Source organism: Phaeodactylibacter sp. (genome assembly GCF_040219495.1).
GTDB lineage: Bacteria > Bacteroidota > Bacteroidia > Chitinophagales > Saprospiraceae > Phaeodactylibacter.
In genome coordinates this window covers 1-16,958 of record NZ_JAVJSK010000061.1, presented here as the reverse complement: position 1 = coordinate 16,958, position 16,958 = coordinate 1, and the positions used below count along the sequence as shown (strand labels likewise).

Annotated in this window: 13 protein-coding genes and 1 tRNA gene; 7 read left to right on the top strand and 7 right to left on the bottom strand. The window is 50.0% G+C overall.

The genetic code is table 11. From position 1 onward, the window contains the following. Positions 1-84 precede the first annotated feature (84 nt). A complete protein-coding gene (locus tag RIC19_RS09000) occupies positions 85-2,079 on the top strand; it encodes a S8 family serine peptidase (RefSeq protein WP_350177973.1) in 1,995 nt (664 codons plus the stop codon). Positions 2,080-2,325: 246 nt separating this feature from the next. On the opposite strand, the gene RIC19_RS08995 is transcribed toward RIC19_RS09000, so the two are convergent. The 6 genes from RIC19_RS08995 to RIC19_RS08970 all read right to left on the bottom strand — a co-directional run bounded on the left by RIC19_RS08995 (position 2,326) and on the right by RIC19_RS08970 (position 9,008). Beyond that, complete coding sequence (locus tag RIC19_RS08995) at positions 2,326-3,690, bottom strand: cytochrome-c peroxidase (RefSeq protein WP_350177972.1); 1,365 nt, start codon at positions 3,688-3,690, stop codon at positions 2,326-2,328. A gap of 510 nt (positions 3,691-4,200) precedes the next feature. Continuing rightward, complete coding sequence (locus RIC19_RS08990; RefSeq protein WP_350177971.1) at positions 4,201-4,788, bottom strand: DUF3299 domain-containing protein; 588 nt, start codon at positions 4,786-4,788, stop codon at positions 4,201-4,203. 95 nt (positions 4,789-4,883) lie between these two features. Then, entirely contained in the window at positions 4,884-5,231 is a 348-nt protein-coding gene (gene rplT / locus RIC19_RS08985) for a 50S ribosomal protein L20 (RefSeq protein WP_350177970.1), read from the bottom strand. Between the two features lie 90 nt (positions 5,232-5,321). Continuing rightward, the gene (rpmI, locus tag RIC19_RS08980; protein WP_350177969.1) at positions 5,322-5,516 is read right to left on the bottom strand and encodes a 50S ribosomal protein L35; all 195 of its coding nucleotides are present in this window, start codon (positions 5,514-5,516) and stop codon (positions 5,322-5,324) included. A 156-nt stretch (positions 5,517-5,672) separates the two neighbouring features. Next, positions 5,673-6,272: a translation initiation factor IF-3 gene (gene infC, locus RIC19_RS08975; RefSeq protein ID WP_350177968.1), complete on the bottom strand. Its 600-nt coding sequence runs from the start codon at positions 6,270-6,272 to the stop codon at positions 5,673-5,675. Between the two features lie 186 nt (positions 6,273-6,458). After that, positions 6,459-9,008, bottom strand: coding sequence for an ATP-dependent Clp protease ATP-binding subunit (locus tag RIC19_RS08970; RefSeq protein WP_350177967.1), 2,550 nt, complete (start codon positions 9,006-9,008; stop codon positions 6,459-6,461). Between the two features lie 467 nt (positions 9,009-9,475). Here RIC19_RS08970 and RIC19_RS08965 point away from each other — a divergent pair, with 467 nt between their 5' ends. Together RIC19_RS08965 and RIC19_RS08960 are read left to right on the top strand one after the other, a co-directional pair. Next, a complete protein-coding gene (locus tag RIC19_RS08965) occupies positions 9,476-9,859 on the top strand; it encodes an STAS domain-containing protein (protein WP_350177966.1) in 384 nt (127 codons plus the stop codon). Positions 9,860-9,934: 75 nt separating this feature from the next. Further along, complete coding sequence (locus RIC19_RS08960) at positions 9,935-10,855, top strand: ribonuclease Z (RefSeq protein WP_350177965.1); 921 nt, start codon at positions 9,935-9,937, stop codon at positions 10,853-10,855. Positions 10,856-10,860: 5 nt separating this feature from the next. On the opposite strand, the gene RIC19_RS08955 is transcribed toward RIC19_RS08960, so the two are convergent. Then, positions 10,861-11,544 carry a Crp/Fnr family transcriptional regulator gene (locus tag RIC19_RS08955; RefSeq protein ID WP_350177964.1) on the bottom strand — a complete coding sequence of 228 codons (684 nt, stop codon included), beginning with the start codon at positions 11,542-11,544 and terminating at the stop codon, positions 10,861-10,863. Positions 11,545-12,145: 601 nt separating this feature from the next. Here RIC19_RS08955 and RIC19_RS08950 point away from each other — a divergent pair. The 4 genes from RIC19_RS08950 to RIC19_RS08935 all read left to right on the top strand — a co-directional run bounded on the left by RIC19_RS08950 (position 12,146) and on the right by RIC19_RS08935 (position 16,490). Further along, positions 12,146-14,041 carry a matrixin family metalloprotease gene (locus tag RIC19_RS08950; protein WP_350177963.1) on the top strand — a complete coding sequence of 632 codons (1,896 nt, stop codon included), beginning with the start codon at positions 12,146-12,148 and terminating at the stop codon, positions 14,039-14,041. A gap of 413 nt (positions 14,042-14,454) precedes the next feature. Further along, complete coding sequence (gene dinB / locus RIC19_RS08945) at positions 14,455-15,576, top strand: DNA polymerase IV (protein WP_350177962.1); 1,122 nt, start codon at positions 14,455-14,457, stop codon at positions 15,574-15,576. Further along, positions 15,557-16,252, top strand: coding sequence for an HAD family hydrolase (locus RIC19_RS08940; RefSeq protein ID WP_350177961.1), 696 nt, complete (start codon positions 15,557-15,559; stop codon positions 16,250-16,252). Before dinB ends, RIC19_RS08940 begins: the two co-directional genes overlap by 20 nt. Positions 16,253-16,416: 164 nt before the next feature. Beyond that, positions 16,417-16,490, top strand: a tRNA-Lys gene (locus tag RIC19_RS08935). Positions 16,491-16,958: the final 468 nt, after the last annotated feature.

The window sequence follows — 16,958 nt, the reverse complement described above, 5'->3', positions numbered from 1 at the left end:
TGATAGGAACCTTTTGATCAGCTGCAGTGAAAAAACGTATTATTGCATATGCCCTATGGGCATTCATTCTAATAAAAACACACTATGGCCCTCGATTATTATCTGTACCGCGGCACGGAGCGTATAAAATTGGAACGTGCGGACCATTTTTTTACCGCCATACTACCAGACACTCCAAGCCGGGAAGCCCTGGCCCAACAGCCCGGCTTCCGGCAGGTTAGTCATGTTTTTGGCAAGGTCTACAAGGTGGAAACCGATGCCGGGCAACGGGATGAAATCATGGCGGATATGCGCAACCACAGCACCTGCCCCATGATTTGCCACCATGCCTACTGCCCTGCAGGTGACCCCGCGACCCGTTATTACCTTACTGATCAGCTCATTCTGAAGTTTACTAGCCAACTTAGCACCGGCGAAAAAGAGGAGATTCTGCATCGCCATGGCTTACGCTATCTGAAAAGCTTTGACCCAAACCAGCAGGTTTGTCTGGTACAAGTGACGCACGCCGCCGGCCGCAATCCGCTGAAGGTGAGCAATGCCCTGGTAGAAGATGGCCGGCTGGAGTACGCCGAGCCCAATTTGATCAATCGCTTTGCCCCTCAGTATGAACCTACGGACCCGCTTTTTGCGGAGCAATGGCACCTGCAGCGGCGCAGCGGGCTGGAATTGGTATCCGAAGCCGGGGTGGACTGTACAGAAGCCTGGAAGGTAAGCCGCGGCGACCGGGCCGTAACGGTAGCCGTTATTGATGACGGATTTGACCTTACGCACCCTGACCTGTCGGGGCCCGGAAAAGTGACGGGTGCCCGTGACTATGCTGGCCGGGACAGCTACCCGGGGCCAGAGCGCGAAAGTGGTGACTTTCATGGTACGCCCTGTGCTGGTGTCGCCATTGGAGAAGAAAACGGGACGGGCATTGTAGGCGCTGCACCGGGTTGCAGCTTTTTGCCCATCCGCTTCCCGCTGAGCGCGGATGATAACCTGTTGTTTGATTTGTTCGATTATGCGGGCCGGAATGCCCATGTTATTTCCTGTAGTTGGGGCCCGGTACCGGTCTATGCGCCTCTGAGTTCGCTGCTGAGCAATCAGATGGAGCGCCTGCACCGCAGTGGCGGCCCCGATGGGCGCGGGTGCCTGGTTTTCTTTGCGGCAGGCAACTACAATGCGCCGATCAAAGACTTGGACAATACCGGGTTTACCTGGCGGCACCCCACGCAGGGGCTGAAAACCACCACGGGCCCTATACTGAATGGCTACGCTGCTCACCCTGATGTAGTGGCAGTAGCCGCCTCCACGAGCCTGGCACGCAAATCAGCCTACTCCAATTGGGGAACTGGTATTACGGTTGCTGCACCCAGTGATAACTGGAACCCGCTCAATCAGCAGGAGCGTTTACCAGGCCGGGGGATTTGGACTACAGATAATGAAGATACCGGGCTGGGCTTTGCTCCGGGCAGCCGGTTTACGGGCAACTTTGGGGGGACTTCCAGCGCCTGCCCTCTGGCCGCAGGAGTGGCTGCCCTGATCAAGTCCGTCAATCCGCAGCGCTCCGCGGCAGCTATCCTTGAAATCCTAAAAGCCACCACGGATAAAATTACGGACGAAAGCCCGGACCCGGTCCTTGGGCTCCGAAAGGGGAGCTACGACGCACAGGGGTATTCTGAGTGGTTTGGCTACGGAAGGATCAATGCTGCCAAAGCGGTTCGAAAGGCACAACCTGCTGCGGATATGAAGCCTGATGAGCCCGAACCGGGGGAGCGTGCTATACAAATTATCGCTGCCCTGGTCAATCCCAAAGGGCCGGAAGCAGGTGCCGAAAAACTTATGCTGATTAACCTGTCGGATGAGTCCGTTGAACTGGGAGGCTGGACCATCCTGGACCAAAACGGGAATACTGACCAACTGGCCACTTATACGCTACAGGCCGGGAGTGTTGTACGGATTGGGCTGGGGCGTGTACGACTGTTGAATGCGGGCGGAACCATAACCCTCAGAAACGGGAGCGGGCAGCAGATTGACCAGGTAGCATACACGCGGGCAGCCACAGAAAAGGAGGGCTGGTGGATCAAATTTGATTAACCCTGAGACCGAAAACTACAAGAAAGCCCGATGGAGCATTCCATCGGGCTTTTTAGAGCGTGTTGGGACTTTAGTAATCGGCCTGCAAACTACACTTTTTTGCTTATACTTCGTCCCGAAAATCCTCATTTAGCTAAGGCTAAACTCCTGTTTTCGTGCCTCGTCTAACCAAAAAATTGTTAGTTTTCGACTAGAAGACAAAAGTCCCAACACGCTCTTAGTTCCGTAAAACCCCAACAAGCTATCTTAGTTACATCCCAGATCATCCTGCGACATAGAGTCTGCATTCGGGAAGCACTGTCCTGAAGGCAGGGTTTCCGGCACGTAGCGGCTCAGGTTGGGGTCGTAAAGGGCATCTTCAATGAAGGCCACCAACGCATCAATCTCCTGAGCTGTAAGCCCCAGCGGGACAAACTCATGAGAAAGCTGTCCTGCCGGGACATCCGTTTTTTGAGGGACAGCTTCGTTTTTATACTCGACCACTTCGCGGACAGAGCGCAGGGTGCCACCGTGCCCGTAGAAGGGAGAGTCTTTAAGGTTATACAGTTGAGGCACCTTGAATTTGTACATATCTTCCGCCCGGTTGGTAAAGCCACCCCGGCCCAGGTGCTCAGGTGCATTTACGGAAGTCAGGAGGACTTCTTCCGGGCAATCCATGAGGTCTGCCAGCCCAATAGCGTGGAACTCCATGCTGTTCAGGGCAGGGCCGGTGTGGCAGCTGCTACACTCCCCTTTGCCGAAAAACACAAGCGCTCCTTCTTTTTGGAGGGCGTTCATAGCCTCGGTTTCGCCCCGCAACCAGCGTTGGAAAGGGGCCTGATTGGCCAGCAAAGTGCGTTCGTAGGCCGCTATGGCAAGACCGGCGGGAACGCGGCTGTAACGTTCTGACTCAGGCAGGTCAGGAAACGCCGCATCAAAAAGTTCTTTATAATTAGCGAGGTCTGAGACATCTGAAGTGTCTTCCAGCAACCTGTGGACCGACAGGCCGGCAATTGCTTGTGTTTCGACACCATGGAAGCCCAGGTGATTGGTTTCCTTAGGGGTGCCGGCGGTCCACGCGTACTCCGTACCTGTATTGACCCCTTTGGCACCGAACTGCCCATTCCAGAGCATTGCAATCTGGTACGCGGAGTTGAGCGTAGTCGGGCTGCGCACGGGCTGCACATCGACATTGAGCACGTTATAGTTCTCGTCATTGTCACGGCCTTCCCCATTCAGGCCAAAACCCAGGCCACCTTCACCTATACCCTGATGCCTGCCCGCCTGAAAGCCAGCTGAGGCAAAATGGCAGGAAGCGCAGGAATAAGTACCCAGCCCGGCTATATCCTGAGGGGTCCGGGCAATGCCTGTTTCATGGTACAGGAATTCACCGAGCGTTACTTTGGCATCGGTCAGAGGGTTTGCGGGGTCCTGCGGGATTTGGTCATAATCCGTATTGGAAGGTAACTGAAAGAAAGACAATCCGCCGGTCATAGATAGATCCTGCAATGCTTCATTGAGTTCCTGATCGATAGCGGGGGCCTCGATAGGGTTGTCTTTCTTACAAGAGCTAATAGTCAAGGCGATAGCAGTGGCAAAAAGAAGGGGTTTGTATATTTTAGTGAATAGCATAGCTGGCTGTATATTGATAAGTTGAAAGCTTTAGACCATCATGTCATTGAAAATAGGTAGAACTTGCGCGTACGCAGATGCTCGAAGGGGGGCAAAAAGAATAATTATTAGAGTTTATTAACGCAAATTATGCATGTCCCTGAATGGCCTTTTTTACCAGCTCTTCATCACGTCCTCGCCTTCGTAGCTAAACGAAGAAAGGGAATTAAAGGGACCCTTTCTGAAGTTGAGGCTCCGGGCGTTCTCCGCTATTTGGCGGGACAGGTCTTGATCTGGTAAAAGATCCTAATTCATGCCTGGTACAAAATCTACAGTAATAAACGCTAATAAAGTTACGTGATTTAACGCGCTATTGCAAATGTAGTTACCTCCAGGCAGTAAAATTTTCAGCAGATTTTCGGAGATGCGGTGATGTAGCGGGAACGAGCAAATTTTGCTGTTGCCGACTATTATTGGAGGGTCGCTTTCCGACGGACTGTTTGGTATTACGTGGGTACGATTTTGGCGTATTCAATCGTGCACCACCGCATCTTCCAGGATATAGTTCAGGAAGTACAAATCATCATCGTTCAGGCGAAGTTTGCCCCTGAAAGTGAGGCGGTCATCTGTGGTGAATTTTCGTTTGGCTCCCGGGCGGAGTTTGATGTCCATAACGGATTCAGGCCCGGCACCACCGCAGAAAAAACAGCTACTGTAGGGTAAGGCGCTCAGGACCAGGATGGTTTCGTCCCCTGTTTCCTCCAGCGGGATGATATAGCCTTCAATGAGGACTTCCCGGCCTTCTATGGCCTCCAGTTGTGCACCGAATGTGGGGTAAGGGACATAAGCCTGTACTTCTTCGCTGTATTCATCCGTAAAAATAACGTCGGCCAGCATTTTCCAGGTGAGCCGCAGTGTACCATCCTGATACTCGAAGTGGGCGGTATCCATATCGACCGCTGCACTGAGCGTTTGTGGGGCAAGCGTATCCTGATTTACCACTACGGTGTCGGTAGTAGAGGTGGGAGCTTCGGCAGCGTCTGTATTTCCGCTTTCTGCTGCACAGCTCCAAAGGAGAACCATCAAAAGTACAAGGTTGGGGAACGTTCGCATGATCATATAAAGGTACCTTTTGAGCGTAGGGTCTTAAAATCAGGAAAGGGAAGCAACCCTTTAGGTTACTTCCCTGTTCATGACTCCAATATTTGGAGTACTTATTTCTTAGCAGAGTCAACCACTGCCTTGAAGGCATCGGGGTGGTTCATAGCCAAGTCAGCGAGGACCTTTCGGTTGAGCTCGACGTTACTTTCGGATAGCTGATGGATCAAACGGGAATAAGAAATTCCGTTTTGGCGGGCAGCAGCGTTGATACGGGCAATCCAAAGACGGCGGAATGCACGTTTTTTGGCTTTACGGTCGCGGTATGCGTAAGTAAGACCTTTTTCTACCGCGTTTTTAGCGACGGTATAGACTTTGCTGCGGGCACCGAAGTAGCCCTTCGCCATTTTTAAAATCTTCTTGCGCCGTTTGCGGGAAGCAACGGCATTTACTGAACGTGGCATAGTTTGATTTTTTAGTACAACGCAGAGGTCCATCTACCAGAATGGGCGACGCTTTCGGCCTGCGCTCTCGTTAAAAAATTAAGAATAAATTTAAATACAAAGCAGACGCTTCACGCGGTCTTCGTTGTGCTCATGAACGGTCGTGGAATCACGCAGGCGCAGCTTCGCTTTCTTGCTCTTGTTGCGCATCATGTGCGAAGTCTTTGCCTGATAGCGCTTGATCTTGCCAGAGCCAGTACGCTTGAAACGCTTCTTGGCACTGGAGTGAGTCTTCATCTTTGGCATTGCTGTTGCTTTAATCTTATAATATCCCTGAAAAAGGGAATGCAAAGGTAACAAAAATAAACCCTATCGCTAAACAAATTTCAATTGATTGTGAAAAAGTTTAGCGATAGGGTTTTGTTCTCATGAAAAGACAGGCTAAGCTTGCTTTGAAGCCGCCTATTTCTTCTTTTTCTTCTTCGGCGAAATCATTACGATCATACGGCGGCCTTCCATCTTGGGGAGAGCTTCTGCGGAGCCAAATTCTTCGAGCTCCTTGAGGAAGCGGAGCAAAAGGAGTTCCCCCCGCTCTTTAAATACGATGGTCCGACCACGGAAGTGGACGTAGGCTTTGACTTTGGCTCCTTCTTCAAGGAAGCCTTTGGCGTGGCGGAGTTTGAAGTCGAAATCGTGATCGTCCGTATTAGGGCCGAACCGGATTTCCTTGACCACTGTCTTGGCCGCTTTGGCTTTGATTTCCTTCTCCTTCTTCTTCTTTTCGTAGAGGAATTTGTTGAAGTCAATGATTTTGACCACCGGTGGTTTCGCGTTGGGGGAAATTTCGACCAGATCAAGCTCGACCTTACGAGCCCAGTCTTTCGCTGAGCGGGTAGGGTAGACCGTTCCTGCTTCCAGCTTCTGACCAATCGCTTCACCGATTTCTTCTACATTTTCGCCTACCAGTCGGATTTCAGGTACGCGGATGTGTTCGTTAGTTCTAAACTCGGGTTTATTGGAATTTCGGGTATTAAAACCTTTTCTACCAGATCTCTTTGCCAATAGCTTCTTTTTTTGTGAAACAATAATTGGAGTACTGAAAACATATCAGCACCTGCACTACTAATTTAATTAAAAAAATCGAAAAAAAGTTCAGTGAAGTTCAGATTTGCGGCTGAACGCACCGGATAAACATAAAAGCAGCCCATTTGAATCGCATCAAAGGGCTGCTTTTGGTATCTCACAGGGTTATGCGTCTGTGTTCACTTCTTTACTTAAGGTTATCTTTAAACCGTCTTTATCGTCATTCATGACCGCTTCAAGCGTAGCCCCTGTCTCCGGATTAGAGTTGAGGATAAACTCTGCAAGCGGGTCTTCAATGTACTTTTGAATAGCCCGGTGCAACGGACGGGCACCAAACTGAGGGTCGTAACCTTTTTCGGCAACGAACATCTTGGCTTCCTCAGAAAGGGTAAGGGTATAACCCATATTGTCGAGCCGTTTGTGCAGATCCTTCAGGGCAATATCAATAATCTTAGAGATATCATCCTGATTCAGGCTATTGAAGATGACTACATCATCCACCCGGTTCAGAAATTCCGGAGAGAAGGTCCGCTTCAGTGCATTCTGAATCACGCCTTTCGCGTTATCGTCCGCAGCACTCTGCCGTGCCTGAGTTGCAAAACCAACGCCCTGACCGAAATCCTTCAGCTGGCGTACGCCAACGTTGGAAGTCATGATGATCAGGGAGTTTTTGAAGTCTACCTTTCGGCCCAGACCGTCGGTCAGTTGGCCATCATCCAGCACCTGAAGCAAAATGTTATAGACATCAGGGTGTGCCTTTTCGATTTCATCCAGCAGGATGACCGAATAAGGCTTCCGGCGGACTTTCTCTGTAAGTTGTCCCCCTTCTTCATAACCTACGTAGCCCGGAGGCGCACCAATGAGCCGGCTGACGGAGAATTTCTCCATGTACTCGCTCATATCAAGGCGCACCAATGCGTCTTCGGAATCGAAGATGTAGCGGGCGAGTGACTTTGCCAGCTCTGTTTTACCCACACCGGTAGGCCCGAGGAAGATGAACGACCCAATTGGCTTGGTGGGGTCTTTCAGTCCAACGCGGTTACGCTGAATAGCGCGGGTAATTTTGGTTATGGCTTCGTTTTGACCCACGATAACGTCCTGCAGGTCGCTATCCATACCTACCAGCTTCTTGCTTTCACTCTGAGCAACCCGGCTTACCGGAATGCCGGTCATCATAGAAACCACTTCCGCAATATCCTCTTCTTCTACCGGGTACCGCTTGGTTTTTACTTCTTCTTCCCATTGTATTTTGGCAAATTCCAGCTGACGCACCAGCTTGGACTCCTTATCACGGAGGTCTGCTGCTTTCTCGTACTGCTGATTCTTTACCGCTTGATTTTTCTGCTCTTTGAGCTCCTCAATTTTCTTTTCCAGCTCTTCGATATGCTCCGGAACGTGAATGTTCTTGAGGTGCACGCGGGCGCCCACTTCATCCAGTACATCAATCGCCTTATCCGGAAGGAAGCGGTCGCTAATGTAGCGGTCGCTCAGCTTCACGCAGGCTTCGATGGCCTCCCGGGAATAATTCACATTGTGGAATTCCTCGTATTTGGGCCGGATGTTATCCAGGATGTTCACCGCTTCCTCTGCTGAAGGCGGGTCAACCATCACTTTCTGGAACCGCCGGTCGAGTGCGCCGTCCTTTTCGATATGCTGACGGTACTCATCCAGGGTGGAGGCACCGATGCACTGCAGCTCACCCCGGGCGAGCGCAGGCTTAAATATATTGGAAGCATCAAGGGAGCCGGTAGCGCCACCTGCGCCTACAATTGTGTGTATCTCATCAATGAACAGGATCACGTCGCGTGATTTTTCCAGCTCATTCATGATGGCCTTCATGCGCTCCTCAAACTGACCGCGGTATTTGGTACCGGCAACGAGGGCAGCGAGGTCAAGCATCACGATCCGCTTGTTGAACAAGGTGCGGCTGACTTTCTTTTGAATAATGCGGAGCGCGAGGCCCTCCACAATAGCCGTTTTACCGACACCCGGCTCACCGATGAGGATCGGGTTGTTCTTTTTACGGCGGCTCAGAATTTGCGATACCCGCTCGATTTCATTTTCACGGCCGATGATCGGATCAAGCTTGTCTTCTTCTGCAAGTTTGGTGATATCACGCCCGAAATTATCGAGTACCGGGGTACGGGACTTGGAGGTGCCTTTACGCTGTTGGTAGCGGCCACCACCTTGCCCTTCATCATCTTCGTAGGGGTCATCCTGATCGGATGGCGCCTGAGCGAAAGGTTCAGAAGTGCTGGTGAAGTCTTGTTCCTGCCGGACATATTCCAGTTCAGCTTTGTAGATATCGTAATCCACATCAAACTGGTTCAATATTTTGGAAGCAGGGTTATCCTTATGTTTGAGGATGGAAAGCAGCAGATGTTCGGGGCTGATTTCATCGCTCTTGAGCATTTTAGCTTCCAGGAAAGTCACTTTGAGGACTTTCTCCGCCTGCTTATTTAGTGGCAGGTTGCCAACGTTCAGGGCGGTTTGGCCGCTGGGGATACGTTGCACAGATTCTTCCACATTTTGTTGAAGCTCAGAAGGATTAACATCCAGTGAGTCCAGGACTTTTAGAGCCAGGCTTTCCTGCTCAGCCATGATGCCCAGCAACAGGTGCTCGGTTCCGATGAAATCATGGCCCAGCCGTATCGCCGCGTCCCGACTTCTGGAAATGACCTGCTTTACTTTTGGAGAAAAACGTTTATTGTTCATATTTCTTTCTTCTCTTAGCCAGTTGGGTTACCCAAACAATATTAAAACTAATTATCCAAGAATACAAAAGAAGCCTCTTTTTAGTTTCTTCTGTTTCCTGAGCTTAACAACGCACTAACATTTCAGAGAAATGTAATTTGGGCAAATAGATTTTTGTCTCTCATTGATTTGGGAAACGGTTTTTAAAAAGAAGCTGTAGTTTTAGTTGTTAAACTGTACAGGAAAAATAATGCCAATCTTGAAAAGCTGCCAATATTTCCGATATTGGTCAATAAACCGCTAATCTGGCAGAAGGTTCCTGTTATCTTTGTTTGTGTTCAAAACACTCAAAACGGGCTCAGTGTTTAAGCAAAATCAGAGTGCTTTCTTATCGTGCCCCGGAAAATATACGGAACAAGCTAGGTAGACTGCCGCTTAATTGATATTTTTGCATTCGCCCACAATCTAAATGACAACCATAAGACTATATGGAGTATAAGATAAAAACAGAAGAACGGTATACCGTCTTCGCCCTTCAGGAAGAAAATTTCAACTCCCTGATCGCACCTGATGTCAAATCAGAACTGGTCCTCCTTGCCGACAAGGATGTGAAGAATCTTGTCATGGACCTCTCTGAGGTTAAATATGTCGATTCTTCGGGCCTCAGTGCTATTCTTACCGCAGACCGCCTTTGGAAAAAGATGGGGTCTTTCGTGCTGGCTGGCGCAGAGCAACCTGCTGTCAAGAAGCTGATGGAGATTTCCCGCCTTGATACCATATTGACGATGGTGCCCACGGTATCTGAGGCTATTGATTACATCTTTATGGAAGACATCGAGCGGGAGCTCAATGGAGGAGGGGACGAGGAGTAGGCCCGGAACCGTCGTTTTCGATAACAAAAAGAGGCACAGCTGAACTATTTTGGCTGTGCTTCTTTTGTAATAGCTATGCGATTTGACCTAAATATACTAGGCTGCAGTGGAGCCGTACCTGCCTACGGCAGATTCCCGACGATGCAATTGCTCAATGTGCAGGAGCGGCTGTATATGATTGATTGTGGAGAAGGGGCGCAAATACGCTTCAGTGATTTCAACGTCAAGTGGGGCAAGCTGAGCCATATTTTTATTTCTCACCATCACGGCGATCATGTGCTGGGGCTTCCAGGGCTGTTAAGCTCTATGGGGTTGAATCATCGGACCGCCCCGCTATTGGTGTTCGGCCCTCCTAAAGTCGGGCAGTTTCTTGAGCAGGCTTGCGCTTTTACTAAGCACTTGTCTTTCCCAGTGCATTTTCACGAGGTAGATCCGGCGTTGCATAAAGTGGTTTTTGAGAATAAGGCTTTAGAAGTTTACACCCTGCCACTGCGGCATAGTGTGCCCGCTACGGGTTATCTGTTCCGGGAAAAGGAACGCCCCCGGAGTATGCGGGGCGAGCAGATCGAACGTTATAATATCCCTTATACGGCCATCCCTGATATCAAAGCAGGAGCGGACTTTCTATCGCCCGATCACGGCAACGTGCCTAACGAAGTACTGACCTTGCCTCCGCCCCGGTCCCGTTCCTTTGCTTTTTGTTCAGATACCGCTTACGAGGAAAGCCTTTTGTCCTATATATATGGTGTAGACTTGTTGTACCACGAGTCGACCTTCCTGCAAAAGCATCACGGGCAAGCGTTGGAAACAGGGCACTCCACGGTACAGGAAGCCGCGATGATGGCACGTAACGCCGATGTCCGTACCTTAGTGCTGGGGCATTATTCTACCCGGTACCCTGTGCTGGACCGCGTGCTGCAGGAGGCAATTCCTATTTTCCCCAATACCATTTTGGGATCGGACGGCCTTATCGTGCCTTTGATGCTAAATCCTTAGCCGGGTTAGGCCAGCTTGCCCAGATCTCTGATTAAGATCGTACGGCGGTTGAAATAGATCAGATTGGACTTGCGCAGGTCGTTCATGACAGAGGTAACGGTCTGCCGGGAAGTGCCGGTAATATTGGCAATATCCTGCTGAGTCAGTGCGTGCTTAATTAAGGTTTCGTAACCAACGCGCTTGCCTTGCTTCCGGGCAGCGTCCTTCAGGAACTCGATAATCCGTTCGCGGGCATCCTTGAAAATCAAAGACTCTAACCGCTGTTCCACGTTTTGTAACCGGTTCCCGATAAAGTTGAGAACACGCATCGACAGCTTGCTATCCCTGCGCATCACCTGCTGAAGCTGTATCATCTGTATTTTAAGGATTTGGGTGTCTTTCTTAATCGCCATGGCAAAATCTTTGCGCTTCAGTTCACCTGCCAGGCAAAGCTCACCAAACATGCTCATAGGGTGTAAGACGTGCTTGATGATCTCGCGGCCATCTGCTGAGTAGCGGCCGATTTTGACTACTCCCTTTATCAGGAAGAGCAGGCAATCAGAGCGCTCGCCGGACTGATATACGTTTTCGTGCTTTTTGAATTTTATAAACTCTGCACGGGCGCCAAGGTACTCGAGCTCGTCCGGGGCGATGCCTTCAAATAGAGGGAACATTTGGAGTAGCTCGGCGGTGTCTTTAGATTTTTGCATCGGATGAAGTGTTTTGGTGTGACTTTACGCTACAAATATGAATCTAATTGACTTGGGGAAAAACTACATAAATGAAAGATTGTTCGAAAAATTATTGTTTTGTTATTTTTTAATATACTGATATACAGGCGGTTATTTATTTTTAAGGTTATATTTGTTCGGTTTTAGTCCTGTGTTGAAGCCAGGAGATTAGCTTTTAATTATGGACTGCAGGTGACGGAAAACTAGTTTGAAACACACTGTTTGCAGCTTAAGGACTTAAACTGATTGTTTTAAGAGCTCTTTATGATGACAATACATACGAGGAAACAATAGATATGATAAAATTACAACTAATAGCTTGTATTATCAATGTCACAAAACATATAGATTAGTGTTAATATAATTTGCGATAACCATTACTTTTACAGTAGCACGAAGACTAAATCCAAATCAACGAAATTTCAATTTATTAATGTTTGTGACCACCTCAATACAACAGATGAGGGGCTTAAATTCTTATACGCTTCTGTAAAGACACTAATTGTGACAGGTTAAACTGTCACAGAAAGCACAAGAACTAACACTAAGGAGAGTTTTTTTGTCATTAAAAACCCAAACAATGCAAAAGCTGTCCTGCTTAATCACACTCCTTATTATCTTAGGGATTTCCACCCCAGGCAATACCCAGTGTTCACAAGTAAATACAGACCTGAGAGGTCTACTGCTGTCTGGAACCACCGTTGTCGAAGCCAAAGTCAGGAATGCCTCCTCTTTCCGGGGGAGTGCAGAGGAAATGATCTATACACGTTATCAACTGGAAGTTTACCAAGTTTTCAAAGGTGATGTTCGAAGTACCATAGAGCTTGTGACACTCGGTGGTGTGATAGGGGATGAGGCTATGATCGTTGCCCCCTCTACCGAGCTACAGGTTGGCGATCTTGGCATCTTCGTCTTGAAGCCTGCCGTTTATACACTTCCCCGTGGCTTCAGTTCATTCATGCAATCGGTCCTTCCGCAGGGGGCCGTCGTTACTTTCGACCCTGCCGCTGAGGAAGCTTACTTGTTTACCGGTGAGATGGCTTCCCGGACTGCTGTTTACCAAAAAATTGCTGCTGCAACGGGCGTAGTACCCACCCGGATCAGAAATTTCCCAAGCGCTGGTATTAACCGTGTTGCAATGCCTCAAATTGACTCCATTACGCCATCTTTGGTAGCGGCGGGTGTCGGTGAGGTCGTGACCATCCACGGGCAGGGGTTCGGTGAAGGGACGGGCACGGTCTTCTTCCCAAATGCGGACCGGGGCGGCGTTGGGTATGTTACTACTTTTCCATGGCATGTTGTATCCTGGACTACTACGGCTATCGCCATAAAGGTGCCGCATAAGGCCGGCACCGGTTCCCCTTTGATTTTGACAAGCTCCGGAGGTATTGGGTTCAGCCCGGTATCCATCAATATCAGCTACGCCTACAATAACGTGATGAGCTCTGGCAACTTTTATGAGCCCAAACTTATTGACCACAAGAGCCGCGATGACGGGGGTTACCTGTTCCGCCTGAGCAGTAACGGCAGCCACAACGGCGTGCCTTTGACCACATTCGAACCGGCCATAGCTGCACTAAATGCTGCAGCTGGCGCCTGGCAAGACTCGATCGGGTTGCCGATTTACATCGGTAGTGACTGCCCTGCAATATCCGAAAGTATAAACGGAAGCCTCAATGACGGGCAGAACGTTATCAGCTTCGACCATGATCAGTGGGATATCCGGGCGCAACTCGGTGAACAAGTGCTTGCGGCCACTATTTCACGTTATGCCAAATGCGGCGACTCTGAATGGGAGTTGACTGATGTCGATATGGTTATTCGGCGGGGGGCACTATTTAACGAGGACGATGACGTAGTCTGGTCTTTTGATGGTACTCCGGCAGCCAATGAGCTCGACTTCCAGTCGGTGGTACTGCACGAACTAGGGCATGCGCTGCAGCTGCAGCATGTGGTGAACCCGGACGGTGTGATGCACTATGCGGCATCTTTTGGTGTAACCCACCACGAGCTGGGCTTTGAAGATGATATCGCCGGCGGGCTACATGCCATGACGGGGAGCCGGGCTTATGACCCACCAGCCCTTGCCTGTTTTCCGGCAGAACACTTTGATCGGGCACGCCGTCTCGGGAAATACAACCCCGGGCACCATTGCACACAGGAAGAGGAGGACCTGCAAATACAAGGCCTTCAGTCTGTACCTGATGGTATAGGCGAAAGCTATGCTCTGCAAGTCTACCCCAATCCCAAACCTAAAGATTCCCCTTTACAAGTATCTATTTATATGGAAGCGTCAGGCAATGTGTCGCTCCTGCTCTTCAGTAATAACGGTCAGCTGATCGCACAGCACCAAACGCAGCTTGCCCAAGGCAGGCAAACCCTGGAGTGGCCTTTGCCTGACGTCCCTTCCGGCTTTTACCAGCTATTGGTACAGCATGATAAGAACCGGATACCCGCAAAAATCGTGATACCTTAAGAGCGTGTTGGGACTTTAGTAATCGGTTTGCTTATACTTCGTCCCGAAAACCCTTCCCGCAAACTGCTGGACAGGCTATTTAGCTAAGACTAAACTCCGGTTTTCGTGCTTCGTTTAAACAAAAAATTGTCAGTTTTCGACTAGAAGACAAAAGTCCCAACACGTTCTAAAGATTAGCTTTAAGCAGGCAATTTTTGCGCTCCCCGCACCCTTGTTGGTGTCGGGGAGTTTTTATGTTAAGGTAAGCAGCCTGTCAGAGAGGCCCTCAATAGTCTGCGAACGGCAAATACTATTGGCTCGCTCTCGCCGCATCAGCACATCTCCGACAGGCTGCAAGCCCGATGTGCCCAATCTGAAGTTTTTCTTCTAAATTAGTGTCGCCAAACCTGGTCGGGGGCAATTATTGCAAGCACATGGAGTCAAGCCGCAAAATCATTCATATTGACATGGATGCCTTTTATGCATCCGTGGAACAGCGCGACCGGCCGGAACTGAAAGGCCGGCCGGTTGCGGTAGGGGGCTCGAGCCTGAGGGGCGTAGTGGCTTCTGCCAGCTATGAAGCCCGTAAGTACGGGGTGCGTTCGGCCATGCCCAGCGTCACTGCTAAGCGCCTTTGCCCGGACTTGACTTTTGTGAAATCCCGCTTTGATGTGTACCGTTCAGTTTCTTCGCAAATACGTGAGATTTTTTCTACCTATACTGACCTGGTGGAGCCCTTGTCTCTGGACGAAGCCTATCTGGATGTGACCGAGCCATTGCGTGGCCCCAGGTCCGCCACCCTGATTGCTCAGGAAATTTGCCAGCGCATTCAGGCAGAGACCGGGCTGACGGCTTCGGCAGGGATTTCCTTCAATAAATTCCTCGCCAAGGTAGCCAGCGACATCAATAAGCCCAATGGCATGAAGGTGATCCCACCGGAAGAAGCCCTGTCGTTTTTAGAAGCCCTCGAGATAGAGGCTTTCCACGGCATTGGCAAAGTGACAGCCACTAAAATGCGCCGCATGGGTATCTTCACCGGCAAAGATCTGAAAGCCCTTTCGGAAATCGAAATGGTACAACGGTTTGGAAAGGTAGGGCGGCATTACTATCGCATCGTCCGGGCAGAGGACAACCGTCCGGTCAACCCCAACCGCATCCGGAAGTCGATCGGGGCGGAGCGGACCTTCAAAGAAAACCTGACCAAGGTGGCAGAAATGGAAGAGAAGCTGGCCTACCTCTGTCAGGTGGTTTATCAGTATATGGATAAAGCCGACAACTTTGGCCGCACCGTGACGTTAAAAGCCAAAACACCGGATTTTAAAATCCTGACCCGCAGCCGCACCTTCAACCGGGAGCTCCGGCAGCAGGAGGAACTGTTGCGCACGGTCAGGGAGTTGCTTTACGAACACCTGGAGGAAATCGGGCAGGTACGCCTGCTCGGCATCTCTGTGTCCAATCTCTCCAAAGAGCAGGAAAGCACAGGCATTCAGCTGGAGCTGGATTTCCCCGGTAAAACAGGCAACGCAAATCAAAAGGATGGAACTGATCATATTTGATGTAGATGGCACACTGGTGCATTCTGATAAGCGGGACAGCCAAACTTTTGCGGACACTTACGAGCGCATATACCGCAGGCCCTTCCCCAGTATTGACTGGCGGCTGTTCCCTCATGTGACCGATAATATCATTTTTGGTACGGTTATTCAGCAACACTTTCAGCGGTCACCATCTGTAGAAGAGACCACAACCTTTCAGGATGTATATATGGAAGCCCTTCGGCAGGCCAGAGAGCAAGAGCCGGCGCATTTTCAGGAAGTGCCAGGTGCCAGGCAGGCCATCGAGCAGTTGCAGGAGGTAGACTGTCTGATCGGGATAGGGACGGGCGGCTGGAAAATCCCGGCGCATATCAAGTTGTCACATGTTGGCATCACGATTGAAGACCGGCTGTTTAGCGGAGGAGATGGCAAGCCCACCCGGGAGGCCATTTTGGAAGAAACGATCGCAGCGGCTGAAGTACTGAATGGCGGTCCTTTATCGCGGGTCGTCTACCTGGGCGATGCGGAGTGGGATGTAACGACGACCCGCAATATGCAAATTGACTTCGTTGGTGTGCGCCGGGCGGGCGATTTGGATACCTTGTGGTCGTTGGGTGCCGAAACTGTCATTCAGGATTATACGAACTACGGCACCTTTGAGGCTGCGCTCAAGGCCGCCCGCCCGCCTAAAAAATAAGTACTCCCGGAAACTATTCTGTCCAAGCTGCTGTTTTTCAAGCGTCTGTAATATTTGGAGATAGGAGTGCAGAAAAAAATAGAAATTGTCCTTTGTTTTTTCCGCTAAACTGTCCTATATTTGCAACGCCTTACGAAAAAGGCACCGCAACATAGCCAATTTAAGAACCCGTAGCTCAGTTGGCTAGAGCACTTGACTTTTAATCAAGGGGTCCTGGGTTCGAGCCCCAGCGGGTTCACAGTAAAAGCCTTCAGTATCGCACTGAGGGCTTTTTTTATGGTCCAAAGTATGGAACAAAAGAGCATACCCGATGGGGCGAGAAGCCTGTCCCGGTGCAACCGGGAAGCCCCAGCGGGTTCACAGTAAAAGCCTTCAGTATTATGCTGAGGGCTTTTTTTATGGGCGGTTATTCGTCCAAAAAAAAGTGCTTCTGGAAAACCATAGTTATTAGACCTTGATGCACCGGGTCCGTGCTGTAGGAAGGAAAGAGCCATTTTAACTCTGTAGAGCATGTTTGGAGCTCGTTACTATTGCAAATCAACGCTTTATGAACCCCGCAGAAATGCGGGGCAAGCTCTGACTTCCTCAATGAGAGCGTGTTGGGACTTTAGTAATCGGTCTGCAAACTACACTTTTTTGCTTACACTTCGTCCCGAAAATCCTCATTTAGCTAAGGCTAAACTCCGGTTTTCGTGCCTCGTCTAAC

What these genes read in the sequence shown, in the direction of transcription:
- dinB (WP_350177962.1), top strand. Translation starts at nt 14,455, where the DNA reads ATGGAGTCAAGCCGCAAAATCATTCATATTGACATGGATGCCTTTTAT.
- RIC19_RS08950 (WP_350177963.1), top strand. Translation starts at nt 12,146, where the DNA reads ATGCAAAAGCTGTCCTGCTTAATCACACTCCTTATTATCTTAGGGATT.
- rpmI (WP_350177969.1), bottom strand. Translation starts at nt 5,516, where the DNA reads ATGCCAAAGATGAAGACTCACTCCAGTGCCAAGAAGCGTTTCAAGCGT.
- RIC19_RS08995 (WP_350177972.1), bottom strand. Translation starts at nt 3,690, where the DNA reads ATGCTATTCACTAAAATATACAAACCCCTTCTTTTTGCCACTGCTATC.
- RIC19_RS08990 (WP_350177971.1), bottom strand. Translation starts at nt 4,788, where the DNA reads ATGATCATGCGAACGTTCCCCAACCTTGTACTTTTGATGGTTCTCCTT.
- RIC19_RS09000 (WP_350177973.1), top strand. Translation starts at nt 85, where the DNA reads ATGGCCCTCGATTATTATCTGTACCGCGGCACGGAGCGTATAAAATTG.
- RIC19_RS08965 (WP_350177966.1), top strand. Translation starts at nt 9,476, where the DNA reads ATGGAGTATAAGATAAAAACAGAAGAACGGTATACCGTCTTCGCCCTT.
- RIC19_RS08960 (WP_350177965.1), top strand. Translation starts at nt 9,935, where the DNA reads ATGCGATTTGACCTAAATATACTAGGCTGCAGTGGAGCCGTACCTGCC.
- RIC19_RS08955 (WP_350177964.1), bottom strand. Translation starts at nt 11,544, where the DNA reads ATGCAAAAATCTAAAGACACCGCCGAGCTACTCCAAATGTTCCCTCTA.
- rplT (WP_350177970.1), bottom strand. Translation starts at nt 5,231, where the DNA reads ATGCCACGTTCAGTAAATGCCGTTGCTTCCCGCAAACGGCGCAAGAAG.
- RIC19_RS08940 (WP_350177961.1), top strand. Translation starts at nt 15,557, where the DNA reads ATGGAACTGATCATATTTGATGTAGATGGCACACTGGTGCATTCTGAT.
- RIC19_RS08970 (WP_350177967.1), bottom strand. Translation starts at nt 9,008, where the DNA reads ATGAACAATAAACGTTTTTCTCCAAAAGTAAAGCAGGTCATTTCCAGA.